At 56.8% G+C, this 24,589-nt stretch carries 32 protein-coding genes; 12 read left to right on the top strand and 20 right to left on the bottom strand.

Annotated features, from left to right (window positions below; all coding sequences use genetic code 11):
• The first annotated feature begins 31 nt into the window (after positions 1-31).
• Together ACP7BN_RS02015 and ACP7BN_RS02010 are read left to right on the top strand one after the other, a co-directional pair.
• Entirely contained in the window at positions 32-418 is a 387-nt protein-coding gene (locus tag ACP7BN_RS02015) for a hypothetical protein (RefSeq protein ID WP_420651481.1), read from the top strand.
• Positions 419-461: 43 nt separating this feature from the next.
• Positions 462-758, top strand: a complete 297-nt coding sequence (locus ACP7BN_RS02010; RefSeq protein WP_426201179.1) for a DUF7660 family protein — start codon at positions 462-464, stop codon at positions 756-758.
• 84 nt (positions 759-842) lie between these two features.
• Here the strand turns inward: ACP7BN_RS02010 and ACP7BN_RS02005 are convergent, their stop codons facing one another.
• From ACP7BN_RS02005 to ACP7BN_RS01995, 3 genes are read right to left on the bottom strand one after another with little or no spacing between them, the layout of a single operon-like run.
• Positions 843-1,469 carry a glutathione S-transferase family protein gene (locus ACP7BN_RS02005; protein ID WP_426201177.1) on the bottom strand — a complete coding sequence of 209 codons (627 nt, stop codon included), beginning with the start codon at positions 1,467-1,469 and terminating at the stop codon, positions 843-845.
• A 45-nt stretch (positions 1,470-1,514) separates the two neighbouring features.
• Positions 1,515-2,057 (bottom strand): GNAT family N-acetyltransferase, encoded by a 543-nt coding sequence (locus tag ACP7BN_RS02000; RefSeq protein WP_426201175.1) that lies wholly within the window; start codon positions 2,055-2,057, stop codon positions 1,515-1,517.
• Between the two features lie 39 nt (positions 2,058-2,096).
• Positions 2,097-3,452: a PBS lyase gene (locus tag ACP7BN_RS01995; protein WP_426201173.1), complete on the bottom strand. Its 1,356-nt coding sequence runs from the start codon at positions 3,450-3,452 to the stop codon at positions 2,097-2,099.
• A gap of 93 nt (positions 3,453-3,545) precedes the next feature.
• Here ACP7BN_RS01995 and ACP7BN_RS01990 point away from each other — a divergent pair, with 93 nt between their 5' ends.
• Positions 3,546-4,010, top strand: coding sequence for a GNAT family N-acetyltransferase (locus tag ACP7BN_RS01990; protein ID WP_426201575.1), 465 nt, complete (start codon positions 3,546-3,548; stop codon positions 4,008-4,010).
• A 23-nt stretch (positions 4,011-4,033) separates the two neighbouring features.
• Here ACP7BN_RS01990 and ACP7BN_RS01985 read toward each other — a convergent pair whose 3' ends face one another.
• The 3 genes from ACP7BN_RS01985 to ACP7BN_RS01975 all read right to left on the bottom strand — a co-directional run bounded on the left by ACP7BN_RS01985 (position 4,034) and on the right by ACP7BN_RS01975 (position 6,276).
• Positions 4,034-4,444: a hypothetical protein gene (locus tag ACP7BN_RS01985; protein WP_426201171.1), complete on the bottom strand. Its 411-nt coding sequence runs from the start codon at positions 4,442-4,444 to the stop codon at positions 4,034-4,036.
• A gap of 32 nt (positions 4,445-4,476) precedes the next feature.
• The gene (locus tag ACP7BN_RS01980) at positions 4,477-5,505 is read right to left on the bottom strand and encodes an alpha/beta hydrolase family protein (RefSeq protein WP_426201169.1); all 1,029 of its coding nucleotides are present in this window, start codon (positions 5,503-5,505) and stop codon (positions 4,477-4,479) included.
• A gap of 141 nt (positions 5,506-5,646) precedes the next feature.
• The gene (locus ACP7BN_RS01975) at positions 5,647-6,276 is read right to left on the bottom strand and encodes a TetR/AcrR family transcriptional regulator (RefSeq protein WP_420650922.1); all 630 of its coding nucleotides are present in this window, start codon (positions 6,274-6,276) and stop codon (positions 5,647-5,649) included.
• Between the two features lie 127 nt (positions 6,277-6,403).
• On the opposite strand from ACP7BN_RS01975, the gene ACP7BN_RS01970 reads away from it, so the two are divergent.
• Positions 6,404-7,621: an MFS transporter gene (locus tag ACP7BN_RS01970; protein WP_426201167.1), complete on the top strand. Its 1,218-nt coding sequence runs from the start codon at positions 6,404-6,406 to the stop codon at positions 7,619-7,621.
• A gap of 12 nt (positions 7,622-7,633) precedes the next feature.
• On the opposite strand, the gene ACP7BN_RS01965 is transcribed toward ACP7BN_RS01970, so the two are convergent.
• Complete coding sequence (locus ACP7BN_RS01965) at positions 7,634-8,167, bottom strand: hypothetical protein (protein WP_426201165.1); 534 nt, start codon at positions 8,165-8,167, stop codon at positions 7,634-7,636.
• A gap of 207 nt (positions 8,168-8,374) precedes the next feature.
• Here ACP7BN_RS01965 and ACP7BN_RS01960 point away from each other — a divergent pair, with 207 nt between their 5' ends.
• Positions 8,375-9,076, top strand: a complete 702-nt coding sequence (locus ACP7BN_RS01960; protein ID WP_426201163.1) for a tRNA (adenine(22)-N(1))-methyltransferase — start codon at positions 8,375-8,377, stop codon at positions 9,074-9,076.
• Positions 9,077-9,086: 10 nt separating this feature from the next.
• Here the strand turns inward: ACP7BN_RS01960 and ACP7BN_RS01955 are convergent, their stop codons facing one another.
• The 5 genes from ACP7BN_RS01955 to ACP7BN_RS01935 all read right to left on the bottom strand — a co-directional run bounded on the left by ACP7BN_RS01955 (position 9,087) and on the right by ACP7BN_RS01935 (position 13,588).
• Positions 9,087-10,109 carry a sensor histidine kinase gene (locus ACP7BN_RS01955; RefSeq protein WP_426201161.1) on the bottom strand — a complete coding sequence of 341 codons (1,023 nt, stop codon included), beginning with the start codon at positions 10,107-10,109 and terminating at the stop codon, positions 9,087-9,089.
• Between the two features lie 40 nt (positions 10,110-10,149).
• Positions 10,150-11,604: an RAD55 family ATPase gene (locus tag ACP7BN_RS01950; RefSeq protein WP_426201159.1), complete on the bottom strand. Its 1,455-nt coding sequence runs from the start codon at positions 11,602-11,604 to the stop codon at positions 10,150-10,152.
• The gene (locus tag ACP7BN_RS01945) at positions 11,601-12,035 is read right to left on the bottom strand and encodes a hypothetical protein (RefSeq protein ID WP_426201157.1); all 435 of its coding nucleotides are present in this window, start codon (positions 12,033-12,035) and stop codon (positions 11,601-11,603) included. Before ACP7BN_RS01945 ends, ACP7BN_RS01950 begins: the two co-directional genes overlap by 4 nt.
• 148 nt (positions 12,036-12,183) lie before the next feature.
• Complete coding sequence (locus ACP7BN_RS01940) at positions 12,184-13,086, bottom strand: bestrophin family protein (RefSeq protein WP_426201155.1); 903 nt, start codon at positions 13,084-13,086, stop codon at positions 12,184-12,186.
• A gap of 145 nt (positions 13,087-13,231) precedes the next feature.
• Positions 13,232-13,588, bottom strand: coding sequence for a DUF7079 family protein (locus ACP7BN_RS01935; protein ID WP_426201153.1), 357 nt, complete (start codon positions 13,586-13,588; stop codon positions 13,232-13,234).
• A 173-nt stretch (positions 13,589-13,761) separates the two neighbouring features.
• Between ACP7BN_RS01935 and ACP7BN_RS01930 the strand changes: the two genes are divergently transcribed.
• The 4 genes from ACP7BN_RS01930 to ACP7BN_RS01915 all read left to right on the top strand — a co-directional run bounded on the left by ACP7BN_RS01930 (position 13,762) and on the right by ACP7BN_RS01915 (position 16,327).
• On the top strand, positions 13,762-14,211 hold the full coding sequence (locus tag ACP7BN_RS01930; protein WP_426201151.1) for an anti-virulence regulator CigR family protein: 450 nt from the start codon (positions 13,762-13,764) through the stop codon (positions 14,209-14,211).
• 450 nt (positions 14,212-14,661) lie between these two features.
• On the top strand, positions 14,662-15,024 hold the full coding sequence (locus ACP7BN_RS01925) for a DUF6124 family protein (RefSeq protein ID WP_426201149.1): 363 nt from the start codon (positions 14,662-14,664) through the stop codon (positions 15,022-15,024).
• Positions 15,025-15,261: 237 nt separating this feature from the next.
• Entirely contained in the window at positions 15,262-15,771 is a 510-nt protein-coding gene (locus ACP7BN_RS01920) for a hypothetical protein (RefSeq protein WP_426201147.1), read from the top strand.
• Between the two features lie 145 nt (positions 15,772-15,916).
• Positions 15,917-16,327 carry a hypothetical protein gene (locus tag ACP7BN_RS01915; protein WP_426201146.1) on the top strand — a complete coding sequence of 137 codons (411 nt, stop codon included), beginning with the start codon at positions 15,917-15,919 and terminating at the stop codon, positions 16,325-16,327.
• 243 nt (positions 16,328-16,570) lie between these two features.
• Here the strand turns inward: ACP7BN_RS01915 and ACP7BN_RS01910 are convergent, their stop codons facing one another.
• The gene (locus tag ACP7BN_RS01910) at positions 16,571-16,888 is read right to left on the bottom strand and encodes a hypothetical protein (RefSeq protein ID WP_426201144.1); all 318 of its coding nucleotides are present in this window, start codon (positions 16,886-16,888) and stop codon (positions 16,571-16,573) included.
• Between the two features lie 627 nt (positions 16,889-17,515).
• On the opposite strand from ACP7BN_RS01910, the gene ACP7BN_RS01905 reads away from it, so the two are divergent.
• Positions 17,516-17,788: an ECs_2282 family putative zinc-binding protein gene (locus ACP7BN_RS01905; RefSeq protein WP_426201142.1), complete on the top strand. Its 273-nt coding sequence runs from the start codon at positions 17,516-17,518 to the stop codon at positions 17,786-17,788.
• Positions 17,785-18,261: a hypothetical protein gene (locus tag ACP7BN_RS01900; RefSeq protein ID WP_426201140.1), complete on the top strand. Its 477-nt coding sequence runs from the start codon at positions 17,785-17,787 to the stop codon at positions 18,259-18,261. The genes ACP7BN_RS01905 and ACP7BN_RS01900 overlap by 4 nt, the downstream gene beginning before the upstream one ends.
• Positions 18,262-18,390: 129 nt before the next feature.
• Here the strand turns inward: ACP7BN_RS01900 and ACP7BN_RS01895 are convergent, their stop codons facing one another.
• The 3 genes from ACP7BN_RS01895 to ACP7BN_RS01885 form a co-directional block, all read right to left on the bottom strand.
• Positions 18,391-18,930, bottom strand: a complete 540-nt coding sequence (locus ACP7BN_RS01895) for an AAA family ATPase (protein WP_426201138.1) — start codon at positions 18,928-18,930, stop codon at positions 18,391-18,393.
• A 184-nt stretch (positions 18,931-19,114) separates the two neighbouring features.
• Positions 19,115-19,633, bottom strand: a complete 519-nt coding sequence (locus ACP7BN_RS01890) for a GNAT family N-acetyltransferase (RefSeq protein WP_426201573.1) — start codon at positions 19,631-19,633, stop codon at positions 19,115-19,117.
• Between the two features lie 59 nt (positions 19,634-19,692).
• Entirely contained in the window at positions 19,693-20,235 is a 543-nt protein-coding gene (locus ACP7BN_RS01885; RefSeq protein WP_426201136.1) for a DUF3833 domain-containing protein, read from the bottom strand.
• Between the two features lie 236 nt (positions 20,236-20,471).
• Here ACP7BN_RS01885 and ACP7BN_RS01880 point away from each other — a divergent pair, with 236 nt between their 5' ends.
• Positions 20,472-21,272 carry a 2OG-Fe(II) oxygenase gene (locus ACP7BN_RS01880; RefSeq protein WP_426201134.1) on the top strand — a complete coding sequence of 267 codons (801 nt, stop codon included), beginning with the start codon at positions 20,472-20,474 and terminating at the stop codon, positions 21,270-21,272.
• A gap of 50 nt (positions 21,273-21,322) precedes the next feature.
• Here the strand turns inward: ACP7BN_RS01880 and phnE are convergent, their stop codons facing one another.
• From phnE to ACP7BN_RS01860, 4 genes are read right to left on the bottom strand one after another with little or no spacing between them, the layout of a single operon-like run.
• Positions 21,323-22,090 carry a phosphonate ABC transporter, permease protein PhnE gene (phnE, locus tag ACP7BN_RS01875; RefSeq protein WP_420650937.1) on the bottom strand — a complete coding sequence of 256 codons (768 nt, stop codon included), beginning with the start codon at positions 22,088-22,090 and terminating at the stop codon, positions 21,323-21,325.
• A complete protein-coding gene (locus ACP7BN_RS01870; RefSeq protein WP_426201131.1) occupies positions 22,087-22,914 on the bottom strand; it encodes a PhnE/PtxC family ABC transporter permease in 828 nt (275 codons plus the stop codon). Before ACP7BN_RS01870 ends, phnE begins: the two co-directional genes overlap by 4 nt.
• Positions 22,908-23,705 (bottom strand): phosphonate ABC transporter ATP-binding protein, encoded by a 798-nt coding sequence (locus ACP7BN_RS01865; RefSeq protein WP_426201129.1) that lies wholly within the window; start codon positions 23,703-23,705, stop codon positions 22,908-22,910. The genes ACP7BN_RS01870 and ACP7BN_RS01865 overlap by 7 nt, the downstream gene beginning before the upstream one ends.
• Positions 23,702-24,574, bottom strand: coding sequence for a putative selenate ABC transporter substrate-binding protein (locus ACP7BN_RS01860; RefSeq protein ID WP_426201127.1), 873 nt, complete (start codon positions 24,572-24,574; stop codon positions 23,702-23,704). Before ACP7BN_RS01860 ends, ACP7BN_RS01865 begins: the two co-directional genes overlap by 4 nt.
• Between the last annotated feature and the right edge of the window lie 15 nt (positions 24,575-24,589).

The following is a 24,589-nucleotide window of genomic DNA, read 5'->3' as shown; positions in this document are numbered from 1 at the left end:
ACCTCAACCCCAAGCAGACTCTGCGAGGCGTATGACCAGGATATTTCCCACGCACGAACTCAACCGACTTTTGCGCGAAGCCGAAGCAGATGGCTTGACGCTGGGTGATCTGGCCGTCTCTTGCGAAAAGTTCGATATTGCGCCGACAGACCTGCTGAACGAGTTGTCTGTCGCAGTTGCGCATGGCTACCTACAGAGGGCCCTGAGCTATGATTTTTGCGATGCTGTCATGAACGGGATCATAGGTGCTGTGGTTGAAGTGGGGATGACTGACGATATGCCTCAGCCGGCTTTCGCCCTTTATCAGGCATTCGATCAAGGTGAATGGATTCGCCGTTACGATCCTCCGGAGACCAACCCGGCTGAGAAATACACGAGGCCGATGGTCGATCAAATCATGCGCAAGCTTAGAAGTTAGTTTCCGCAGATCCCAACGCCAGCAACCCGATATGAGGATAGCGATGCCTGTAGATTTGGATGAATTGTTGAAAAACGTGAACGATGAGCAATCGTTTATCGCGTTTGTTCAGGCGCTGGGTTGTGATTTTGCCAGAGAGCGTGTGCTGGAGCGGTCGACTCCCTCATCTCCGTACGGGCCCGGGGTTTTGGGTTGGGAGAATGGATCTGTCGATGCGTTTCTGGATGCAGCAGCTGCCTGGGCGACCGCTGACTCCAGGAGTACTCCGTCGAGTACTCCGGAACCAAATGTATGGCAGCGTTGTGCGGAAATTCTGCTCGCTGGCAAGTTTTATGAGTAAGCGAAGGTAAAACGGAGAGGGGACAGATTTATTATCCGTAAATAAATCTGTCCCCATTTTTACGGTCCCCATTTTTACGGCATCTCACTTCGCAAACGCATACTCCCCACCTTGTTCCAGCGCCTTGCGATACGCCTCTCTGCCCTGAAAGCGCTTCACCCACGCCGCGAGATTCGGGTACGCCTGCAACTTGCCCTGCGCCCCGGCGATTTCGCCGATAAAGCTCATCTGGATATCTGCGCCGGTCAGTTCTTCGCCCAACAGATACGGCGAGTGTTCCAGCGCGTCGTTCAGGTAACCAAGATAATTGGCCACTTCCGACTCAATACGCGGATGCAACGGCGCGCCGGCTTCCCCGAGGCGTCCGACATAGAGGTTTAGCATCAGCGGCAGCATGGCCGAGCCTTCGGCGAAGTGCAGCCATTGCACGTATTTGTCGTAGGTGGCACCGGCCGGATCCGGTTGCAGGCGACCGTCGCCATGGCGGCGGATCAGGTAGTCGACGATCGCGCCGGATTCGATCACCACGTTGGCACCGTCCTCAATCACCGGTGATTTTCCCAGCGCATTGATCGCCTTGAGTTCCGGCGGCGCGAGATTGGTTTTCGGGTCGCGCTGATAGCGCTTGATCTCGTAGGGCAGACCGAGTTCTTCGAGCAGCCACAGAATGCGCTGCGAGCGTGAGTTGTTGAGGTGGTGGACGATGATCATGTCGGCGCTCCAATGTGCACAGCCAGGGGGTGTATGAGCAGACTGCTATGCGACAGCAGAGTGCCCTGAATTGATTGACTTGTCTGACGGCAGTGGAGGATTTTGATTCAAGCGCATGCCCATCTCGACCGCGCGATTCTCAAACCCGAACTCCGCATACATGCGCGCCGCACGCTCATTGAACGGCCAGACCGTCAGTCTCAAGTCCTGCGCGTCATGCTTGACCGCCCAATCCCTGACACGCTGAATAAGCCCGCGCCCGATGCCTTTGCCGGAGAACCGCTCGGCGACACACACCGAACCGATGCGCACCACATTCATCGGCTGCATCAACGGGCCGACGCTTGGCGCTATGTTGGCAGTGATGAACGCGGCAGGTTGCTGATCGACATGCGCGATGAATACAACGTGCCCCGGCTTCTCGAACACGCCTGACCAGTGCGGCAGATCACGCGCAAAATCTTCGGTGGGCGCGGCGTAAATGTCGGGCCGGGCAACGTGGTGGACCGCGTTGAGCAATTGACCCAACTCGCACATGGTCAGTGCGTCGTCTGCGGTGGCGGTTCGGTAGGTGATGATTTCTTCCATGAGGTGTGGCTCTCGACGAATGGGTAAGGGCTACGCAAATTATCTGGTAAACCGGGTAACACTGACTTTGCATATGAGGCCGACGGCCGCAAGGTCACGCAGTTTTGTCACCACGGCTTCGCGCTCGGTTTTAGGGGTAAATGAATCCTGAACTGCATAGCGACCATCGCACCACGCATTGAGATGGCGGAGCCAGAAATCCTCCACAACCGGCTCTTTTTCCAGTCGCAGCAACAGGTACGCCACCTGCTGCCAACCGGGCCGCAAATGTAGTATTTGTTGGCGGCGACGTGGCGATAACTCATGCCAGTCGCGATCCAGTTTCTCGCCGACCAACGCGTTCACTGCAGACCAGGACTGCTTGTCGAGCCGCGCGATTGCTGTGGCGAACACCTTGTCGCACGGGTCATCAAGTGCCCCGAGTAACTCGGGCAGATGCGCCTCGCCAAGCAGCCGCGCCGTTGCCTGACGCACTGTGGGAAAGCTGGAGCGCAGCGCTGCGGTCAGCCATCGTTGGTCGAGGCAGGCGTCAATTTCGCCCGCCAGACCAAGGATGCCTAGCCACTCGCGTTTGCCTGTCGGGTGATCGTGCGCCAACCGTTCATTCAACGCTGCCAGCGCATCGAGGTCGTGACGCGGTGCCGACCAGCGCGCCAGACTGCGGATCGCGGGCGATGCATCGAGCAACGCCTTGCGCAACAGCGGTCGCGGGTCTTCGAACAACGGCAGTAGAGCGCGAAGCACGCACACCCGCACTTTCGCCCCCTGACGCGCCAAAGCCTCAACTAACAAAGGTGAGGCTTGCTGTGCCGGCAATTGCTGGCAGGCAGCTACTGCATCCAAGCGAACGATCAGCTCGCGATGAGCCAAGGCATCGCGCAGGAGGCCTTGCGGGTCGGGATCGTTCTCCAGTAAAAGCGCAAACAGATAGCGCGCGGCTTTACCCTGTCGTGTAAGGAAATCGGCATGGACTTGCGCGCGAGTTTCGGGCAATTGCAGTACGGCGCGAGCGGCATGCAGGGTCGGGCCGTGGTCGGCTCTTTGCCGCGCAGCCAGCGCAATGAGCGGCACCAGCGCGAACAACAACGCCGAAGCGTGCAAGGGCGTCAGATAACGGTTCAGCCCGGCCCGCGCCAGTTCACGGATCTGCGGCACCCAATCATTCAGGCGCACGATCAGCGCCACGAGTGTTTCTGGCGAAGCGTCGTTGCACAGTTCTCTGACTGCGACTTCGCGCACGAAACCGTTGTAGTGAGTGCTGAGCTCTATCCATGATCCGCTGCCCTTGGCGTTCGCCAGCAGCTCCAACGCTTCGGCGCGTCGACGCTCCTCCCATTTGCACTCGGATGTGTGCTTGTTCTTCAACCTGTCCAGCCATTCCCATGTGGAGCTCACGCTGCAATCCTTTCTGTACGCTGGTGCGGTCTGTTTGGCGGATACTCTAGCGACTTTTTCCGGCTGGTTGGCCAGTAGCACAAGGAGATTCAAATCATGGAGATCAAACGCGCCCGCCCCGGCGATGCCCAAGTGGCATTCGACATCCGTCTGCGAGCGATCAGGCATCAATGCATCGGCGCCTATACCGAGGAACAAATGCTGATCTGGACCAAAGGCGCGGCCGAGGACGGATATTGCACGCTGATGGAAAAGCACTTCTATCTGGGCTGCATCGAGGGCGAGCCGGTGGCAACCGGGATGCTCGATCTGGAGCATCGGGAGATCGGCGCGATCTTTGTATTGCCCGATTTCATGCAGCGCGGCCTCGGTCTGCAGATGCTGGATTTCCTTGAGTCGGTTGCGCGGGAATCGGGCCTCGAAAAAGTCAGCCTGGATGCCACGTTGAATGCGGCGGACTTCTATCGCCGTAGCGGTTATGAAGGTGAGCAAACGGCGATTTACCATTCGCCGTCAGGTCTGCAACTGGCGTGCATTCCGATGGTGAAGCAGCTTTAGCGCCGCGTCACTACCGTCGAGCGTTACTTACCGCCCATGCAATCAGGGAGGTTAGAGCCAACCTCGATCATGCCGACCGAAACACTTCTGCCCCAATAAAGATTGCCGCCGAAGTTAACGAGATCGTAGATGCCGCTTTCGCTGATGAATTCGCCGGTGTGATTGTTATACAAGCGGAAAAACGCCGGAGATTCCCACCCGACAAACCAGTGGGTTTCCATCATCTCATCAGGGTGGGGTTTAGGGTGGAAGAAGCTTGGCAAAACCCAGTAAGGTCTGAATTGCTGAACTCGGTAGCAGCCATTGGGGCTGATGTCGGCGGCATGGGCGGGTTTCGCCCACGCCTTTTCCCACCATTGCGAAGCGCCCCAAAGGGTCGTGCAGATCGCTAAAGCAACAAGGATCAACTTCGGGCGGCGGGTCCGATCGTTCAAGTCAGATAACTTCCATTTAAATAACGTCCGATCTAGCCGCGCGGTGCGTGCGCCAGAAACCCTGTGATCAACGAAGTCACCTCCTTCTGGATCACTTCGCGCGCGCGGCCACCCTCGCCATCGCCGCAAATGATGCCATCGCCGGGCGACGATTCTTCGATCAACTCCACCGCACCGGGTTTGCATCGGGCCATGAAGGTGAAGTGGCTGGCGTCCGCGATCTCGACGTAGCGCGACGACGCTGCGGGCAAGCGTTTTGCCAGATCGGCGGATTCCAGCTGCACGGGGAGGTCTACCGACGGCACGCCCGCGCCGATCACCAGCACGGGCACCGGCAGGGCCGCAAGGCTCGCATCGGTGAAGCCGCGGGACAGGCCGAGGTCCAGCGAGACGACGGCGCTGATCCGCTTGTCGCTCAAGTCAGCGGCCAGACGCGCCTCAGGGGTGGGATTGAATTTTTGGTAGTTGATGCAACTGCTCAGTTGCGTATGAACCTTGCAATCCTTGGCAAACAGGTCTGGATCGAAACGCGAGCCGGCGAGTTCAAGCGCGGTCCAGCCTCCGAGCGAATGGCCGACGACGGCAATGCGTTGCTTGGCAACGGCGCCAAACTTTTCCGGTTGCGCCGTCACTGCGTCGATAGCCCGGCGGATGTCGTTGGGCCGTTGCCACAACTGCGCCGCTGCCTGCGGACTGCGATCTTTGCTGGTGGTGCCGGGATGATTGACCGCCGCCACAATGTAACCCTTATGGGCCAACGCGCTGGCCAGCCACGCCTGGTTGATCCAGTTACCGCCGTTACCGTGAGAAATCACCACCAATGGATGTTCGCCCGCAGTCGGTGGCGCGTCGGGCACAGCAGGGTTACCGACGAACACGATGGTGTCGGCGATCAACTCCGGAGTAGTGGTGGTTGTGCTGGGGTACCAGACGACCATTTCCAGCGGACGATTGTTTTGTGCGTCCGGCAGGGTAGTGGTCTGAAAGCCGATAGGGCTGTCGACTGCGAATGCGGAGGTGTTCAGGCAAATCAGAAGGAGTGAGGCGAAAGCTTTTTTCATTGTTTTTATCTTCCTTGAATGGATCAACTCATCGGGAGCAACGCGTCAGGCGAGTCTGCCCCTGAGCGACGCTGCCGCCGATGCTAACAGCGGGGTATCGCGACAGGCTAGTGCCAGGCAGAACCGCTGCGTGATCGATGGTTATCGACGCGTCGAGATGGCGGAGGCCGCAATGTCCCACGTCAGCATTATCTGGGTGATCGCCGCATCGATGACCTCGTGCGATGTGTTGTCCCGAGCAAGTATCGAGATGCCCTGCAAGAAACTGTCAAACACCGTCGCCATGCCGTGCGCGTGGGTATTTCCCGGTAGTTCACCGGCAATGATTCCGCGCTCGACACACGCCAGAATCCCCGCGCGAGTGCGGGCGCGAGAGTGGGACAGCGCCGCGACCACCCGCGCATTTTCCGGGCTGGGTGCGCTCATCACGCCGAGGGTGACCATGCAGCCTTTCGGGTGGCCGTCTTCACACTGCATCAGCGCCGACTGCCGCAGTGCGGTTTCGATGGCGCGGCGGGGCGGCAGGTTCTCGTCCCACAGGCATTCGGTGACTTGGGCAAATGTCGTCAGATAACGCTGTACGCACTCATCAAACAGCGCTTCTTTGGAGCCGAACGCCGCATAGAAGCTCGGTGCGGAAATCCCGCCGCCCATGCCGTTTTTCAACTGCGCGAGCGAAGTGGCGTCGTAGCCGTGTTGCCAGAACAACAGCAAGGCCTGTTCTACGGCCTGGTCGCGGTCGAAGTTACGTGGGCGGCCCATTTGTGCCATTTCAACACTCCTCTGAGGAAGAGATAAATACTAGTCGATACATAAATCGTTGACAACGAGGCGTGTCGCCCGCAACATTTGTATCGATCAGTATTTAAATCCGCGATACGCTTTCAAGGAATCTCCCGTGACCCCCTCAATGACTTTATCCGCAGCGCCCGAACGCTTGCCTATCGGAGCTTTGCTCGCACTGGCGATGACTGGCTTCATCTGCATCGTCACCGAAACCCTGCCCGCAGGTCTGTTGCCACTGATTAGCGAAGGCCTGGCGATTTCCCCGTCGATGGCCGGCCAGATGGTCACGGCTTACGCACTGGGTTCAGTGCTGGCGGTGATCCCGATGACCATCGCCACCCGTGGTTGGCGTCGGCGCAATGTGTTGCTGCTGACCATTGTCGGTTTCTTGCTGTTCAATTCCATTACCGCATTCTCATCGCATTACGGCGTGACGCTGGTGGCGCGCTTTTGTGCCGGGATTGCGGCCGGGTTGGCCTGGAGCCTGCTGGCAGGTTACGCGCGGCGCATGGTCGAACCTCATCAACAGGGCAAGGCGCTGGCACTGGCCATGGTCGGTGCTCCGATTGCGTTGTCGTTGGGCGTGCCGCTCGGCACCTGGCTGGGTGGGCTCGTGGGTTGGCGCACCACCTTCGGCATCATGTCGGCGCTGACCCTGGTGTTGATTGCGTGGGTGCTGGTTAAAGTCCCTGACTACCCACCGCAAGCGGCGCACCAGCGCATGTCGCTGCGCACTGTGCTGACCACTTCAGGTGTCCGACCGGTGCTGGCGGTAGTGATCAGCTGGATGCTGGCGCACAACATTCTCTACACCTACATTGCGCCGTTCGTGGTGCCAGCGGGGTTGGGTGACCAAGTGGATCTGGTGTTGCTGGTGTTTGGAATTGCCGCGTTGCTGGGGATTTGGCTGACGGCCAAACTGGTTGAGCCGTTGTTACGCAAGACCGTGCTGGTGAGCCTTGCGGCATTTGCAGCGGTTTGCGTCGTGCTGGGACTTTTCGGGCGCGGGCCTGAGGTGATTTATCTGGGCGTGGCAGTTTGGGGGCTGAGCTTCGGTGGCGCGGCGACGTTGCTGCAAACCGCACTGGCCGACGCCGCCGGCGATGGGGCGGATGTGGCGCTGTCGTTGAATGTGGTGGCGTGGAACAGCGCGATTGCTGGCAGCGGCGTGATGGGCGGAGTGTTGCTCGACACATGGGGCGTCGCCTCTTTTCCTTGGGCGATGCTGGTGTTGGTCGGGGTGGGATTTGCGATTGCCTGGCGGGCGCGGGTTCACGGCTTTAAAGCAGGCCGCCGAGCGACGGGCAAGCCTGTGGTGGCGGGGCACTGACGGGTAAAAAATTCAATCGATGGTGGTCAACCAGCGAGTTACAACGCCTTCAAGGTCGGCGGGTAGCTCGTTGAGCAGCACCACGGATTGATCACCCTGATTAAGGAAGATTATGAAATCTTCAGTGCTGAAGACTGTTTTGAAACCTACGAGGTGATTACTTGGGCCAAGCTTGGTGTCGACCATGCCACGAACGTCGGTTATTACGGTGTTCTTGAGATGAGTTGCTGAAAGTCTGGTCAGGAGGCACTCAATTCGCCAGGAACAGATCGCGCCTGGTTCAATCTCAAAGGTGGGCGGCGTGTCGATAGGCAGTAAATCTGCACCTACAGACTCGCCATCACTCAGCGTATGCATTGAAACAGTCAAATGCTCAGCGCACTGCCACTGAATTGAACCTGCGTCGTCCCGGCATATTTGATCGTTGAAGTAATAAGGATTATGTAGCAGTGCAGTCACTGTCTGCCCGATCAGTTTTCGAGCATGGATAAGATCTTGGGTTTTTCGGTTGGCTCTCGCCGCCATGCGATGGTTCAGGTCATTCATGTGGCAGGTTTACTTGAGTAATAGCGGCCATAGATTTAAACAGCCGTTGTTCTGGTTGTCGACTGACGGCTTGGTGGCATCCGCGAGAGTTCGACCAATCTGCCACGGCCTTCATCGCATAAATTTGAAATGTGCTGCATTGCCCGACACAATCGCGCCCCGATCCGGCCCACAGCGCCGGACGTTCGTGGTGAAAAGGATCTGCAGTTGAATCAACACACATTGTCCATGCGCCTGGAACGCGTGGCGGCGCATGTGCCGGCGGGTGCGCGGCTGGCTGATATCGGTTCGGATCACGGCTATCTGCCGGTGGCGTTGATGCGCCGTGGCGCCATCTCGGCGGCGGTTGCGGGGGAGGTGGCGTTGACGCCGTTTCGCGCGGCGCAACGCACCGTGCGCGAAAACGATCTCGAGCAGCGAATTACGGTGCGTATGGCCAGTGGTCTGGCGGCAATCGAACCCGGCGACGGAATTACCGCGATCAGCATCTGTGGCATGGGCGGCGAGACGATTCGCGACATTCTCGAGGCTGGCAAGGCTCAACTGAGCGGCCGCGAGCGGCTCATCCTGCAACCCAACGGCGGCGAACAGCCTCTGCGCCAATGGCTGATGCAACACGATTACCGCATCGTCACTGAAGAGCTGCTGCGGGAAAATCGTTTTTACTATGAAATCATCGTCGCCGAGCGCGATGGCCCGGTGGCGTACAGCCCCGAAGAGCTGTACTTCGGCCCACTACAAATGCTCGGGCGCAGCCAGGTGTTTTTGAGCAAGTGGCAACACATCTTGCGGCACAAGCAGCAAACTCTGACCAGCTTCGCTCAGGCGCGGCAGGCCGTTCCCGAGGAGAAGGTGCAGGAGACGGCGCAACAGGCCAAATGGATCAGCGAGCTGCTCAGCCAAGCCTGACAAGCGGCTTTCAAGGACGCACCAAAGGCAACGTCACAGTGAATTCGCTGCCTTTGCCTTCGCCTTCACTGCGACCAATCACCGTGCCGCCGTGGGCTTCGACCAGTTCGCGCACCACTGTCAGACCAATCCCCAGGCCCGACCCGTTGAAACTGATGGCGCTTACGTCCTGTACATAGGGATCGAAAATGAAGGGCAGGGCATGCGCGGCGATGCCAATACCATTATCGGCAATACGGATCACCACCAAGTCGGATTCGGATGCAACAGATAGCTCGACCGTCCCGTCATTCGGCGTGTACTTGGTCGAGTTGGTCAGCAGGTTGTGCAGGATCTGCGCGAGACGCACCGCATCACCGTTGACCATCAGCGTTTCATCAGGGAAATGAGTGGTCAACTGCAGGTTTTTAGCGCTCATCATCGGACTGCATGTCTCGATTGCACTGTTGATGACTTGCACCATATCAACGTCGCAACGATTCAGGCGCAGCTTGCCGCTGCTGGCGCGCGACACGTCCAACAAGTCTTCGACCATGCGCGACATATGCTGAATCTGGCCTTCGATCAGCGCGCGCATGCGTGGCAACTCAACGCTCGGCATCTTGACCATGCGTTCGGCAATCATGCTGATCGGGGTCAGTGGATTGCGTAGCTCGTGGGCGACTTTCGCCAGAACGCTTTTTTGCTGCGCCAACGCCTGCTCGGCCCGCGATTGCAGGTCTTGAGCGCTGAGGGCGGCGAGAACCAGTTGCTCGTTGGCTTCAAGGGTTTCCAGATAGGACTCGGACAGCTCCGCGTTGGCCGGCGCATCCGGATCCGACAACGCCCCGAGCAGCGCCAGGACCAATTGTTGATTGGCCTCGATCAGATGCTCGATTTGCGGGCTGTCGCGCAGTTCACTGTTGACGTCGACCAGTTCTTTTTCCAGCGTTACCAGCAGCGCCCGGGCGTTGATGATTTTTTTGCCCAACAACAAGAGCTCGCGGGCGGCGTTGGCCAGCTCGCGTTCGTTCTTGCCACCGGTTTCGCTCATGTGAGGCACTCAGTCATATTCGTCTCCCAGACGTGGAGCATCAGGACGTGCTTTTAGTCGGGCGTCCGCCCAACAACCCTTCACGACCGTGGAGCATTTCGCCAACCTGCAACCCGTTGTCGTCGATCTGATACAGACGCAGTTCATCCGAGTGCGCACTGGCACGAACCTTGACCACACCCATGATGCGTAACAAGCGGCTGTCGACCTCGATATAGCGCTGCACGATGATCGCATCGGTGAGGAACGCTGTACCGTAAGGGCTGAACCGCAGATCGGTATACCGATCTTCGAGTTCGGAGGTCATCAACACCGTAACACCATATCCGGTCAAGGCGATGACCAGTCGCGACAACGATTCGCGGAAGTCGTCGCGAAAGGTCGGTGCCACCGCCAGTTCGAAGCCCGAGAGGGAGTCGATGACCACGCGGGTGGCGCCCAGACGGCGGATCTCGTCCAGCAGCATTTGCACAATCTCATCGATCGACAGATCGGGCGCGTGGCTTTCGACCAGTCCGACCTTGCCACTCTGAATCAACGCGGCCAGCTCAGCGCTACGCAGGTGATTGGGCCGCTGCTCGAAAACTGCGATGACCCCGGTTTCACCGTTGCGCGCGCCTTCGGCGAGGAACATCGAGGCGAGGATGCTTTTGCCTGATCCCGAAGGTCCGGCAACCAGCAATGAATAACCGCGGGGCAGGCCGCCACCGAGCATTTCGTCAATACCCGGCACGCCGATACTCAGACGTCCAGACTGCTTGCCGGCCGCTGAATCGGCCATTACTGCCCCGTCTGCGCCTGCGGGTGGAAAAACCTTTATCCCGCATTCGGCAATCCGGAAGGTGTGCAGCCCCGGCAGAGTCGGCTGGCCGCGCATCTTCATGATTTCCATCTTGCGCACCATCGAGTTGCGCTGGACGCTCTGACGCAGCCAGATCAAGCCATCGGCCACGGTGAAAATCGGGTTGGTGTCGGTTTCGGTGAAGTATTCGCCGATCAGGAACGTGGTGGCCTGCCAGGTGGTCATCAACATGCCCAGTTGTTGCACGAACTGCGGCAGATTGTTGTTCGGATTGACCTGTGTCTGGCTCGCCAGCACCACCGAGCGGAACGAATCGACGAACACCAGGCCCGGCGAGTATTTTTCGACTTCGATGACGATGCGGCGCAACACTTCGTCCAGATCACCGGCGAGTGTGTCGTCAGCCAGGTTGATGTAGCGCACCGACTTGTTGATGGTTTCACTGTCGAAAAAGTCGAACTGCTGCTGATAGCGCAGCATTTTCAGTGGTGGCTCACCCAGTACGGTGAAAAACAGCGCAGGACGCTCCGGGGTGGCCAGGGCGAACATCATTTGATGCGCCAGCGTGGTCTTGCCGCAGCCAGGCGGGCCGGCAATCAGGTTGAAGGAAAACTCCGGCAAGCCTCCGCCCAGCACTTCGTCCAGCCCGGGTACGCCCGTAGCCAAACGGTTGATTGTCACTTTGGTACTCATGGCGAGATTTCCTGCGCGGGTGGGGCGCTCGAATTGATGTCCCACACATCCAGAAGCAGACGTGCGCAGAGCGAATTACCGATCAGCGTGGCGAGCAACGCATACAGCGCTTTCAACCATTCTTCGCCAAAGAAAATGACGTCGGTTCGATTTTGCTGGACGAGGATGGATCTGAGATCCTCCAGATCCAGCGGGTCTGCGAGGCGCCGAGAAATGTCGACCAGCCGTGGCTGCGCAGAGGTGCAGAGGTTAAGACTACGGCGATAGAGTGCAGCGACCCCTTTGGGGCCAATGACCGGAACGAGCGCAGCGCTGGTGTCATGGAGCAACGTAATGATCGCACCGGCGACTTGGTCGATGTCTGCGATGTGATCAACCCGGAGCGCCAGGGACGCAACGATCCGGCGGCCCTCTTCGCTTTCCGTAGGCATGGCTGAAAGATTTCCGATGTGTGTACGTCGAGTCTACACGGGTGGGGTGGATGCAGCGGTGTTTTCCAGAGGTGCACAACAGATGGACAGTGGTTGTTGCGGGTTAGTTTGATATATCGGTTTTTTTCGGGCGTCGGAGCGCAAACCCTCAAGCCGGCTCTTCCAGCCTGCGCCCATGCCCCAAAGAATCTCGCTGCATCGATTGCAGGTTTTTCTCGATGGTTTCGCACAGGGCTTCCATCTGAATCTGATGTTCGCTATGGCGAAACGGGCTTTGCAGGTCGGTGCCGATGCGTTCGATGGCCAGCAGCATGAAACCCACCACGGTCGAGGCGAGTGGCGTGTACCAGCCCAGCGACTCAACCAGGCCCACCGGCACGATCAGGCAGAACAGCGAGATAAACAGCCGCGGAAAATACACGTAAGGGTAGGGCAGCGGCGTATTCGCGATCCGCTCCATGCCACCTTGGCTGTTGGACAAATCCACCAACGTCGACTCCAGCCGGGCCAGACGAATGCTGTCCAGCCGTCCGGCCTTGTACTCGCGCGCCAGCAACGCCGCCGAGCCGGTGAGAATGTCGTTGGCAAAGTTATTGGTGGTGCCACTGCGCGCAAATTCATCCGCAGGAATAAATGCACGGATTTCATCCGGGCAAGGATGGCCCTGCAGATGCGCCGCGAGGCAATTCACATACGCCACGTGGCGGCGCAGCAGAGTCGATTTGACCGGATTGACCTCGGCGCCAGCGTCATCCAGCAACGTCAGCACCTGCCGGGCGAAGCTGCGCGAATTGTTGATCATCGACCCCCACAACGTCCGCGCTTCCCACCAGCGGTTATACGCGCTGCTGTTACGAAAACTGATCAGCACCACCAATGCCGAACCGAGCAACGTCAGCGGCATCAACGGCAGGTTGATCTTGGCGTTGAGGAACAGCATGAAGTCCACAGTAACGGCAATGTCCCAGAGCAACAGCCAGAACAAAGCCCAGCCTACATAACCCATGGTCTTGATGATCAGACGGTATTTTTTGATGATGGCAGCTTTCAAACGGAAACCTCGTGGCGAGCGGTAAACATTAATGCCTAAGCTCGGACGGTGTTTTTGGGGGAAAGGTTCGCTGGCGGCTTGAGTCGTTGTAGAGCAGCCGACGAAGATACGGCGGATGGCTGTTAACCGCGGCGCGTTCAGGCGCTCATAGCCTGGAAGCAATTTCCTTCCAGATGTCGCTGTAGTTGTATTTCAGCCAGCGCACCAACGCTTTATCAAACTGCCTGCGAAACCAGTTACGTTCCCTTGCCGCCAACCTTTCCTCTATCGAAGCCCTGAGTAGATCGGGATCGAAGCCCGTCCACACCGGGGGCACGGGCGTCATAAGGTTGGTGAAGCACACTGGTGCGACCTCTGAATAAAGGATTTCGTAAAGTACGTCAGGATCGACGCCTCTTACGCTATTCGCTATGTAGTCATACTCGACGGCAAAATCGTTGAACGGCCAGGAGAGTGCGGCTCTGACGTCGGTCAACTGCGGCTCACTCAGAAAATGTCCCAATGCGAAAACTCCTTCAGCTCTTCATCCAATGAATCGGCGGTTGCTTGGCACGCGCTGCCACCTTCTTTCCAGTTTCTGAAAGGCTGTCGTTGCAGGTCAAGCGTAACGACGCCCTGATCGTCAAATGCGTCTATGGTTAAAAGACACCCCTTGGTCTTCTGAAGGAACGAACCATGCCCAACGTTCGCGCGTTATTTGCCACGATTACTTGTCTCGCGCTTGCCTGCGGCTCGGTGACGACACTGGCCGATCCTGGGAAGGGTCAGGGAAAAGCGCAAAACGGCCAAGCCCAAGGCAATTCGAAGTCGCATACAAACAAGGGCAAAAGTGCCGACGCAGACCGGAGCCATGGGCCGAGTATTGACCGCGGTAGCGTGCTCGGAATTGTCGGCGGCTATCGAGACTACTGGAGCCAAGGCCCAGCGTTGCCACCCGGCATTCAAAAGAATCTTGCGAGGGGTAAACCGCTTCCACCCGGCATCGCCAAAAAACTCGATGGCCGGCTGGTCGGCAGACTGCCTCATTACGACGGATACGAATGGCAGCAGGCCGGTACCGACTTGATACTGGTCGCGCTGGCGACCGGAATCATTTATGAAGTTCTCAACGGAGCATTTGATTAGTGGGGAATTTCTGCGCTGAGCGGTAAGCATTCGTGTGGTTGCGCGACTTCGACGTGATCTGACGCCTGATTCACCTCCAACCTTGTTTAATCGGGTTTTTCGATGGTGTTTAAGGACACTAAACGTTACTCCCTAAAGGCTACAGCGGCTTGCGCCGTTGCCTACGACTACGCCAGAATCCGCCGGCTTGTGCGTCTACGGCGCGGGTTCTATTGTTGGTCGGTCACTGAGAAACAGTGATCGGGTTTGGTAGCCCGTGTCCGTCAGCAGCACAAGACTACTGTCTTGCGGCGACTCTTATCGTCTCCGTTCTATGGTGGTCATGCGCGGGGCGTCCTCGGACGCGCCGGGGTTCCTGACGGCCGGTCTACCAACCTGCGTATGGCCACCACCCTTCGTTTGGTAGCGAGGGTGATGGCTCCTAATCGCTTATCCGTTGGGAGTTACACCATGATAAAACCTACGCCAAATCCTCCAGAAACCGACCCGGTTTCCCCTTACCAATTCCCCGATTCCAAAACCCTCAACGAAGCCGCCGAACGCGCCCTCGACCATTACCTGACGCCCAAGCAACGCATCATGGGCAGCCACCACAAACACGACCCCATGTTCATCGCCAATACGGCCTATGACACCGAATCGCTGCTGGCTAACGCCAGCGAATCTCTCGGTTCGGCCGGGGAAATGCTCCATAATTTTGCTGCCGTGCTGGATCCTGCTCACCGGAAGACTGCGCTGGGGATTGCGCAGGTGGTGATGTTGGGGGAATTGGCGGTGAATCAGGCGCTGGATAATGTTGAGGTGAAGGTGTGAGCATTTGCCACCTCGTCTAGGGGGCTGTGAGCGCACATAACTTGACCATCGCTTGGCCGGAGTTGCTTGGTGACAGGCAGCTATCGGCCAAAAGCGGCCGCACGAAGTGTGTACGATCGCAGTGGCGATTCCTATTTCTCCAATAGGGCTAGCGCATGAGCTTTAATGAAAGCTGACAGATACTGACAACGAAGCCCTTAGGGCTTCCTTTTGGAATTCTCGCAACTAGGAGGTTTCATGGACGAAGTAGTCAAATTTTTACTGCCTGTCGTATTGGCTATCCTTGCGTGGTGGTTGAAGCTAGCTCGGGAGCACAACACTGTTGGTCGAGCTATTTACTCGGAGATCATGGCGCTCATAGAGATAACTAGGCATCGTCACTTCTTGCAGGACTTGAGAATGCGTGCCCAGCTTTATAACAACGACCCTTCGAAGCCGGCCGAGGAATATAGGATACCCGTCGCTGACCATTACTGTAGGGTCTATGCCGGGAACATTCAAAACATTGGTTGCCTAGACGCGGAACAAGCGGCCCTCATTGTCAGGTTCTACCAGCTTGCGGATAGTGTCGTGAGAGACGTATCGGAGGGTGGGCAATTGTACCAAGGCACCAGTGATCCAAGTGCGTATGAGGAGAACGCTTTGCTTCTTGAGCAAGCCATGCAGGTTGCAGAGAATCTGAAAAGGCTGCGAGAGAGACAGTCAAATGAGCGCTGGTATCGACGCTGCTGGAGAGCGATTATATGACTCATGTCGTAGCGGCGATTCACAGTTCGCCTATTCTGCCGCAGGTAGTAGTGTCTGCCTGGATTGGGCTAGGTGTCTGTTGAATCTAAAACAGAAAGCTTGACGAGCACTTGGTCAAGCGTTACGAGTCACATGGAGTTGATGTATGAGTGGTATTGTTTCCAGAATCAACCAGGGAAGATATGACTCTGAGCAGAGTCTGCTGAATCTTCGTGACAATGCTATTGATAAAGATCGAACTGATGTTCTGGACTCAGTAAATCAACGCCTTAAAAAGTGTCATCCAAAAATCTATGAGCGGCTCGTAGGGCCACTTCATGAGCGTAAAAGAGACAAGAAATTCAAATGCTATTGTAATAATCCGCAGAGTCTGCATGCTATTTACCAAGACATCATAAGTGACGATGTTCATTTCCATTCGTTAATGTGTGATGCCTGCTGGCAGAAAGACATCGCCAAAACTTGGGGATACTACGGTTGGTCAAGCAAATTGATTCCAAAGAAAATATGGGACGATTTATGTGAAAAACGTGCGTATGAAAAATTCGTTGAGTGAATCGACCTCAATTTAGTAGATGTTTTGAGTGACTGCATCTGGCCGAATGCGGACATGGCGCCCGACATGACAGCTAATTAGAGCCCTAGCCCCCAAGCCGTGCACTTTAGAGTCACAACTAATTGTTTTATAAGTAAAACATCCATTTTTTACGTGACAAAACATCCGCTTTCCTTTGCTTATGCAAACGGTAAACCCTGCCTTCTAGCGGAGGTTTCGCGCAAGATTTTTCACTCAGCACACTCAATCTGGAGCCACCCAAGTGGCGATCCCCTGCAAAACTATTGAGATGGCAACCAAGGTGGCTGCCCACCTTAGATACGCACCATTGCGTTTTTCATCATTGGTGTTATTTAGTTGACGAAACCTGATTTCCGCTTCGCTTGGCATCCTAGGCTTATCGTCTCTCGCTTTTTCATATATTTCTTTTAAAAAATAGACCGGTAGTTCTTCCTCAGCTCGGCTGATGGCCAGCATTTTCAGATCTATGCGTGTCGCGAGCCACAGAGCAAGGAGCTGAAAAGCGTACGATGCAAGATTCAGGATTTTGACAGTGGTCATTTTGTCACTCGACTCGAAAGGTCAAGCATAATGCTATGAGACACCAAGGGCTCAAATTCCCCGGCTTATTCACTTGAAAAACCACCGAAGTCGACGGAAAAAGCGCACAGAATTATTTTTACGGCTAATAAGTTACCCTCCGGCACACTAAATGACGAAGGGCTGCCATTCTGCGTCTAGTCACCAGGCTTGTGCTTGTGAATAGGTAAAGTCGGGTGTTTTTTATCGTTAGGCGGATCTACGTGCCGTCTGCGGTCGTCTTTGCCATCCTCGCGCTTAGGTTTCGGGCCAGGCTTGATATCAGTAAACATACATACTCCTTAAAGAACAGTAGATGAAAAGCTTTCAAACAGTAGTACATAGCTACCCATCTCGCTCATATCGCAGGAAAAATCGCCGCTAAGTCGAGTTCTTGGGCAGGGGTATGGAAGCAGATAGGAGCGTTGTCTCGCCTCCGGAGCGGCCGAAAGCAGACTTGAGCCCTGAGACAGTTTTGGCCGCAACCCTTTTGGCGTGAATGAGACGGACAGCTAATGCCGTGAGCGCTTGTTTTTTAGCTTGGGCTATACTCAATCCCAAGCTGTGCGCATTTCAGCCCAACCCTATCTCAAACAGCTGAGGTTGATTATGAATCTTGATAAGCACTCCCGTACTATTGCCCTACAGTGCCCGACTTGTGGAGGCTCATCTTTTGAATCTGAAACGATTGAAAGTCCTGAAGTCAAATGCGTTCAGTGCGAGAGAGTAATTCAGCGCGATGAGCTTTTGCGCGAGAATAGTGAAAACATCCAGGAGAATTTAAATGAAGTAAAGTCAAACGTTTCAAAAGACATTGCCGGCCAGATTAGAAAGACTTTGAAAGATGCCTTCAAGGGTAGCAAGAATATTAAATTCAAATGATTAGTTTTGTAGTAGATTCCGGAGACATAATTGCAGGGCTTGCATTGGTTTTTTCAATCTATGCAACTTTCAAAACTATTAAGTTTAACAATCGGCAGCAAAAACTGATTCTTACACAAGAGAAGCTTAATCAGTTACTGCTTGAGAAAGAAACCACGGTAATTGAGGTCGAAAAGCAAGCTGAGCTCGGCGCGTCCTTTCTAAAGCTGGGAAGCAACAAGTATCGACTGAAAATTTGGAATAAAGGTAAGGCGCTCGCACAGAATGTCTCAATAGAGTTTCCTGAAGGAAATGAAGTTATTTCAGAGCGCGAGATCAATGAAAAATTTCCGCTGCAGTTCCTTGATGTTCATCAGGCTGTTGAACTCATTGCATCCGTGAGCCTCAGCACCAAGTCGAAGCACCTTGTAAAACTTGAATGGTCGGACGGAAGAATACAGAGAGTTGAAAAGCTCATATGGGTAACGATCTAACAATTGCAACTTTAAGAAGCCTGCGAACGACCGCTTCTGGCCGATCGCTGCCTCTCAAGAAAGGCTGCATTCGGCCAATACCAGCCGCTCGCAACCGGCAGTTTCCGTACTAAAGCAGTCAACCGTCGATCAATCTCGCGGATTCTGGCCAGCCAAATATCCAATGCTCGTGAGAAAAACTCTGATATCGCGATTACACCGCAGATGAACGACCCGGCAAGCCGATGGTGCAGTCGCCACGAGTTGCTGCATCTTCACCCGCGCTGATTTTTTTGTCCGCCACATGAATCTAAAAAACTCTGGCAGATTCGCCAGCAGTTCGGGGCAGTTCTCCGGCAGATCAGGCCGAGACCGGCCGCGCTGGAGCAGCGTTCTGAGCAGCACGCGCCAGAATCGAAGCGTCGCCGAACGATCAATCCATATCAAAATATCGGCGCGGGCCATCCGGTTGTTCCAAGTGGCTGAATGGCCACCTTCGAATATCCAGCGATCACAGGCCTCGACCTCGTGACAAAGGCGCGTCTTCTCGTCCCGGCTCCGTTCGACCCACCCTGGCTGCCAGTGGATTGTATCTATATGAACGACTGGCAAGCCCGTGCGCAGCCCAAGCTCACGCGCCAAAGTGCTTTTGCCCGACCCAGGCTGACCAACAATCATCACCCGTTGCATCGAAGCACCTTCTCGATATGCACGCTGTTTTTTGGGGTGGCGATTTTACGTCAGCGCCCGACTTCGTCAACAACAAGCAGACATCTTGTGGAAGAAGGGGACGGATTCGTTATCCAGCTAAAATAAATCTGTCCGCTTTTCTGCTTTTCTTTCCCAGGGGCTTAGAGGCCTGAAGGTTTTGCACTTAAATCACCGACCATGCCATGGCACACCGACTTTCCGGAGCGAATCCGTGGTTGTACTCCTCGCGCAATATCCCCGCGAGCCTCTGATCCAGGTCTGTGGTGGCTCTAATCTGAAATCCTGCGCGGGAGTAAAACGGTGCGTTCCATGGCACGTTTGTGAATGTCGTAAGCGTCACGAAACCCAGTCTGTTTGAGCGTGCATAATCCTTCGCTGCCTCAATCAGGCGCCGCCCCGTACCTTGTCCTTGCATCGATTGCATAACTGATAATTCATAGATGTGAAGATCACTGCCGTGGCGCTCAGCACTGAGAAATCCTTGTGGCCGATTTTCGGCATCAAGTGCAACCCAACAGGTCGATAGCGCAATTAGTTGGCTATGACGCTCGATGGACATCGGAGGCGATTCAGCCAGCCAACTCAACTCATCAATCATGCGAAATGCTTGAGCAGCGGAGATTTCAATGGCGGGCAGGAGTTGGGCATCTTCCGGTTGAGCTAGGCGGATAATCGCAGGCATGTGTCGCTTTTGGTGATGTGAGTTTTCCTCGGCACAGCGCGGATCCTGTTTGGGGCGGTTCACTGACTCGCTCCGGCGCTCTGGCGACGGAAGAACAACGTTACCTGGCCGACCTCTACCCCGAGCTTGGACATACTGGTGCGGTTGATCAAGGTGTCCTCGTCCATCAAGTACATCCAGTCGTCCATGCTCATTTCGTAGGTCGAGTCGTCGACCGGCAGGTTCAGGCGATAACGCCAGTGCAACGTGTTGCCAGCGATCTGGCCCTTGGCGACACCCACTACATCGTCCGCGCGCCCGCTCCAGCGGCCTTGGCCCTCAGGCGTCAGAGTCCAGACACGGCGCTGGCGAGTGCCGTCGCTGTAAAGGAAGCGCTCGTCGAGAATCAGGTTGCCGTCCTCACGACGGCTGACGATGTCGACCCCGAAACGCTTGGTTACCTCACCGTTGCTCTTCTGAAACATCCCCCAGGCTTTGACGGGCCGGCTAAAAAAATCCTCCAGACTCAATGCCGGTTTTTGATCCGCATAACGAGCGACATCCACGCTGCCGCAGCTCGCGACGCTGAGTACCAATGTCAGTAACAACAGAAACCGGGTCATTGCGTTACTCCCTGCGAAAAGTACGAAAAGGGGACTATTTCATACCGACATGTTTGTGACAGCCAGAAACATGCCGTAACAGCGTCCCACCACGTTTTGGAAAAGGACACTCGGCAGGCCATTGCTGACGTGGCAACCTGCTCGTACCTCTTCTCCGCGAGCCAACAGCGGCACTGTGCCGAGTCTCAGGCCCTGTTTGACGAACCCTGAAAGTTTTAAAGACCATTGGAGCGTCAATGTCAGCCAACACGCAAACACTCCCCATCACCTTGAACCCGCAACTCGACTTCGACCAAAACGCCGCCAGCGTTTTCGGCGAGTCGCTGACCAGTGAATATAGCCAGGCGACCCCATTCCCGCACATCGTCATCGACAACTTCCTGCAGACAGACGTCATCGCCAGCATCCGCGAAAACTTCCCGGTTGAACCGACCAACAACGAAATGCTTTACGAGCGCGGCTACAAAGGCCAACTCAAGCGCCAGATCAGCCCGAACGAATGCAGCCCCTTCTTGAAGAGCGTGTTCAACACCTTCAACTCCGCGCCGATGCTGCAATTCCTTGAAAAGCTGACCGGCATTCACGGGCTGATCCCCGATCCCTATTTCACCGGTGGTGGCCTGCACGAAACGAGAAGTGGCGGTTTCCTCGGCGTACATTCGGACTTTCGCCTCAACAAAAAGCTCAACGTTGAGCGGCGGCTGAACGTGATCATTTACCTGACGGAGGATTGGCAGGAGGAGTACGGCGGGAACCTGGAGCTTTGGGATATAGGGATGAAGAAATGCCTGAAAAAGGTTTTACCGATCTATAACCGGTGCGTGATCTTCAACACGGACAAGGACAGCAATCACGGACATCCGGAGCCGTTGACTACGCCTGAGGGCATCACACGCCGATCCATTGCGCTTTATTACTACACCGCGAGTACGCAGGCATCAGATCCGTCGCAGCGGAATAAAACGCACTACAAGCCGCGACCGAAGGATCGGTGGAGTTTGAAGTATTACGTGAACAAGTTGCTTAAGAAGCGATGAGGGGCTAATTGCTCACTGATCGCTATAGGCAGGCTTGAGGATGCGAAAATCTACGCCTTAACCCACCGCCCCCGACTCCACGCACTCAACATATCCACCCCCAAAACCAACACCAACATAGCCAAAATCACCGTACTCGCCTGCGCCTCCTGAAACAGACTCAAGCTCACATACAACATCTGCCCCAACCCACCCGCGCCAACAAACCCAAGTACGCTGGCCATCCGGATATTGTTCTCCCAGCGGTACAAACAATAAGCCAGCAACTGCGGCGCAAGGTTCGGCAGCGTGCCGTAGCAAAACGCCAGAACCGGATTGCCGCCTTGCAAACGAATCGCCTCTGCAGGTTCTGGCGGTGTGTTCTCCAGCGCTTCGGCGAACAGTCGGCCGAGTACGCCGGTGGTGTGCAGGGCGAGGGCGAGGGTGCCGGCGTTGGGGCCGAGGCCGGCGGCGAGGACCATGAGAGCGGCCCAGACCAGTTCGGGGATGGCGCGCAGGGCGTTGAGCAGCAGGCGTGAGGCGCTTTGCAGGGGCCAGCCGAAGCGGCCGGCGGCGGGGAGGGCGAGGGTGAGTCCGAGGATGGCGGCGAGCAGGGTGCCGAGGGCGGACATGGCCAGGGTTTCCATTGAGCCGCGCAGCACGGCTGTCAGGTATCCCGCGCTCAGATCGGGGCTGAGGAAGCGCTGCACGTAGCTGCCCATGTGTTTCAGGCTGTCGGCGCTGGCGAGTGCTTCGAGGTCGAGGCCGAGGTAGGCGAATGAGGCGATGACTGCGCCGAGGATGCCGGCGATCAGCAGCAGGTTGATCAGGCGCTTCATGCCAGCCTCCAGCGCAGCAGGCGGCTGAGTTGGTCGGCGCCGAGTACCAGCAGCAGGAAGGTCAGCAACATGCTTGCGACTTCACCGCCGGCGAACATGCGGATCGATAGGTCGATCTGTTGTCCCAAGCCTCCGGCGCCGACGAAGCCCATTACGACTGACGCGCGAATCGCGCATTCCCAGCGATACACCGTGTACGAGAGCAATTCCGCCGCGACATTGGGCAGAACGCCGTAGGCGAAACTCGCCAGCCGTCCGCTGCCGGCCTGCAACAAGGCGTGGGCCGGGCGTTGGTCGGTGGATTCATAGATTTCGGCGTAGACCTTGCCGAGCATGCCGCTGTAGGTGATGGCGATGGCCAGCACGCCCGCCGCCGGGCCGAGGCCGACGGCGCGCACGAACAGCAGCGCCCAGACGATTTCCGGCACGCTGCGCAGGAAGATCAGCAAGCCGCGCACCGGCCAGCGCAGCAGTCGGCCGAGACGGCTAGGTCGGCCGCTACGCGAAGCCGCAGACAGCGACAGCGCGCGGCTGGCGAGCAGGCTGGCCGGCACCGCCAGCAGCAGCGCCAAAGCCATGCCGGCCGTGGCGATGGCCAGGGTTTGCAGGGTGGCTTTCAGGAGTAATTGCAGAAAATCCCGATCATGCGCGGGCGGCCAGAATGCCGAGACAAAGCGGCCCATTTCACTTTGGCTGTCGGCATTAAACAGCACGCCCAAATCCAGTTCACTGAGCTGAATTCCCGGCCACAGCAACGCAATCGCCAGTAACGTAAGCAACAGCCGTGGCCAAGCAGCGGGATCGCGTGAATCAGCACTCAGCATCGAGGAATCTGCACAGTCAGAGACGCCGCGACGGTCACCGGCGATTGCAGTTGTTCGTTGGCGTACAACGCATCAAGCATTTCGCGGCTGACTTCTGCAGAAGGGCTATCAAACAGAATCTGCCCATCGCGCAAACCGATGATGCGCGGGAAGTGCGCCAATGCCAGTTCCACCGCATGCAGGCTCGCCACCAACGTGACGTTATGTTCCCGCGCATGCCGCGACAGGATCGACAGCGTGTGCCCGGCGAGCACCGGATCCATCGCCGAAACCGGCTCATCGGCCAGCAAGATTTCCGGCGCCTGATACAGCACTCGCGCAATGCCGACGCGCTGCAATTGCCCGCCGGACAGTTGCTGGCATTGAGCGAAGAGTTTGTCGCTCAGATCCAGCCGCGCCAGCGCCGCGCGGGCGCCGGGCACGTCCAGCGGATGCAGCAGATTGAGCAGACTTTTGCCGAGGCTCCATTGCCCGAGCTTGCCGGCCAGCACCGCTGTCACCACCCGTTGTCGTGGCGGCAGCGGCGGCGCCTGATGCACCAGACCAATGTGCGCACGCAGGCGTTGCCGTTGACGGGCGGACAAGTGCCAGGCGCGTTGGCCGAGCACCTGGATTTCACCGCTGCTGGGTTTCACAGCGGTGGCCAGCAAGTTGAGAAGACTCGATTTACCCGCACCGGACGGGCCGATGATCGCCACTTGCTCGCCCGCACCAATCTGCAAATCCACACCACGCAAGGCTTCGACCCCGTTGGCGTGGCGCAGAAAACCTTGCTCGAGGCGTAACGTCATTTCAACAGGTCGGCAGCGCGGGCGGCTTCCTCGATGCCTTTGTAGTTGTCCGGGCTGGTTTCGATGAAACGGCTGGCGGCTTGCAGATCGAGAATCTTCTTCTGCTCAGGTTTGGCCGGGTCGAGGTCGAGGAAGGCTTGCTTGATCTTCGCCGCCAGCGCCGGGTCGAGGGTGCCGCGCACGGTCCAGTTGTAATCGAAGTAGGTCGGGGTGGTGGCGAAGACTTTGACCTTGTTGGTGTCTACCTTGCCGGCGTCCACCAGTTTTTGCCAGACGCTGGCGTTGAGCACACCTGCATCGACTTTGCCGGCCTGCACCCAGGCGACGGTGGCGTCGTGCGCGCCGGAGTAGCCGACACGGCTGAAATACGATTCTGGCTTGATGCCGTCCTTGAGCATGAAATAGCGCGGCATCAGGCTGCCAGAGGTCGACGAGACCGAGCCGAACGCGAAGGTTTTACCTTTCAGATCGGCGAGGCTTTTGACGTTCGGGTCGGCGCTGATGAATTTGCTGGTGAACTGCGCATCTTGCTCACGCTGCACCAATGGAATGACTTTCGGGTCGCTTTTCAGCTGCGCCTGAACGAAGGTAAAGCCGCCGAGCCAGGCCATGTCGAGACGGTCGGTGGCCAAGGCTTCTACCACTGCCGGATAGTCGGCAACCGGCACAAACTCGACTTTCATGCCCAGCTCCTGCTCCAGATAGGCGCCCAACGGCTCGAATTTGCGCAGCAGTTCGGTCGGTGCTTCGTCGGGAATGGCGCTGACTTTCAAAACGTCGGCGGCTTGCGCCAGCACGGCGGATAAGGACAGGGCCAGGCCTGCGGTCAGTGCCAGGGTGCGCTTGAGCATGAATATTCTCCGTTTCATAAGCGTCGAGATGGA

The sequence above is a fragment of the Pseudomonas sp. TWP3-1 genome (assembly GCF_049896625.1).
Taxonomy (GTDB): Bacteria; Pseudomonadota; Gammaproteobacteria; order Pseudomonadales; family Pseudomonadaceae; genus Aquipseudomonas.
This window is presented reverse-complemented; position numbering and strand designations above follow the sequence as displayed.

What these genes read in the sequence shown, in the direction of transcription:
- ACP7BN_RS02015 (WP_420651481.1), top strand. Translation starts at nt 32, where the DNA reads ATGACCAGGATATTTCCCACGCACGAACTCAACCGACTTTTGCGCGAA.
- ACP7BN_RS02010 (WP_426201179.1), top strand. Translation starts at nt 462, where the DNA reads ATGCCTGTAGATTTGGATGAATTGTTGAAAAACGTGAACGATGAGCAA.
- ACP7BN_RS02005 (WP_426201177.1), bottom strand. Translation starts at nt 1,469, where the DNA reads ATGATCATCGTCCACCACCTCAACAACTCACGCTCGCAGCGCATTCTG.
- ACP7BN_RS02000 (WP_426201175.1), bottom strand. Translation starts at nt 2,057, where the DNA reads ATGGAAGAAATCATCACCTACCGAACCGCCACCGCAGACGACGCACTG.
- ACP7BN_RS01980 (WP_426201169.1), bottom strand. Translation starts at nt 5,505, where the DNA reads ATGAAAAAAGCTTTCGCCTCACTCCTTCTGATTTGCCTGAACACCTCC.
- ACP7BN_RS01975 (WP_420650922.1), bottom strand. Translation starts at nt 6,276, where the DNA reads ATGGCACAAATGGGCCGCCCACGTAACTTCGACCGCGACCAGGCCGTA.
- ACP7BN_RS01965 (WP_426201165.1), bottom strand. Translation starts at nt 8,167, where the DNA reads ATGAATGACCTGAACCATCGCATGGCGGCGAGAGCCAACCGAAAAACC.
- ACP7BN_RS01955 (WP_426201161.1), bottom strand. Translation starts at nt 10,109, where the DNA reads ATGAGCGAAACCGGTGGCAAGAACGAACGCGAGCTGGCCAACGCCGCC.
- ACP7BN_RS01950 (WP_426201159.1), bottom strand. Translation starts at nt 11,604, where the DNA reads ATGAGTACCAAAGTGACAATCAACCGTTTGGCTACGGGCGTACCCGGG.
- ACP7BN_RS01945 (WP_426201157.1), bottom strand. Translation starts at nt 12,035, where the DNA reads ATGCCTACGGAAAGCGAAGAGGGCCGCCGGATCGTTGCGTCCCTGGCG.
- ACP7BN_RS01930 (WP_426201151.1), top strand. Translation starts at nt 13,762, where the DNA reads ATGCCCAACGTTCGCGCGTTATTTGCCACGATTACTTGTCTCGCGCTT.
- ACP7BN_RS01925 (WP_426201149.1), top strand. Translation starts at nt 14,662, where the DNA reads ATGATAAAACCTACGCCAAATCCTCCAGAAACCGACCCGGTTTCCCCT.
- ACP7BN_RS01920 (WP_426201147.1), top strand. Translation starts at nt 15,262, where the DNA reads ATGGACGAAGTAGTCAAATTTTTACTGCCTGTCGTATTGGCTATCCTT.
- ACP7BN_RS01915 (WP_426201146.1), top strand. Translation starts at nt 15,917, where the DNA reads ATGAGTGGTATTGTTTCCAGAATCAACCAGGGAAGATATGACTCTGAG.
- ACP7BN_RS01910 (WP_426201144.1), bottom strand. Translation starts at nt 16,888, where the DNA reads ATGACCACTGTCAAAATCCTGAATCTTGCATCGTACGCTTTTCAGCTC.
- ACP7BN_RS01905 (WP_426201142.1), top strand. Translation starts at nt 17,516, where the DNA reads ATGAATCTTGATAAGCACTCCCGTACTATTGCCCTACAGTGCCCGACT.
- ACP7BN_RS01900 (WP_426201140.1), top strand. Translation starts at nt 17,785, where the DNA reads ATGATTAGTTTTGTAGTAGATTCCGGAGACATAATTGCAGGGCTTGCA.
- ACP7BN_RS01895 (WP_426201138.1), bottom strand. Translation starts at nt 18,930, where the DNA reads ATGCAACGGGTGATGATTGTTGGTCAGCCTGGGTCGGGCAAAAGCACT.
- ACP7BN_RS01890 (WP_426201573.1), bottom strand. Translation starts at nt 19,633, where the DNA reads ATGCCTGCGATTATCCGCCTAGCTCAACCGGAAGATGCCCAACTCCTG.
- ACP7BN_RS01885 (WP_426201136.1), bottom strand. Translation starts at nt 20,235, where the DNA reads ATGACCCGGTTTCTGTTGTTACTGACATTGGTACTCAGCGTCGCGAGC.
- ACP7BN_RS01880 (WP_426201134.1), top strand. Translation starts at nt 20,472, where the DNA reads ATGTCAGCCAACACGCAAACACTCCCCATCACCTTGAACCCGCAACTC.
- phnE (WP_420650937.1), bottom strand. Translation starts at nt 22,090, where the DNA reads ATGAAGCGCCTGATCAACCTGCTGCTGATCGCCGGCATCCTCGGCGCA.
- ACP7BN_RS01870 (WP_426201131.1), bottom strand. Translation starts at nt 22,914, where the DNA reads ATGCTGAGTGCTGATTCACGCGATCCCGCTGCTTGGCCACGGCTGTTG.
- ACP7BN_RS01865 (WP_426201129.1), bottom strand. Translation starts at nt 23,705, where the DNA reads ATGACGTTACGCCTCGAGCAAGGTTTTCTGCGCCACGCCAACGGGGTC.
- ACP7BN_RS01860 (WP_426201127.1), bottom strand. Translation starts at nt 24,574, where the DNA reads ATGAAACGGAGAATATTCATGCTCAAGCGCACCCTGGCACTGACCGCA.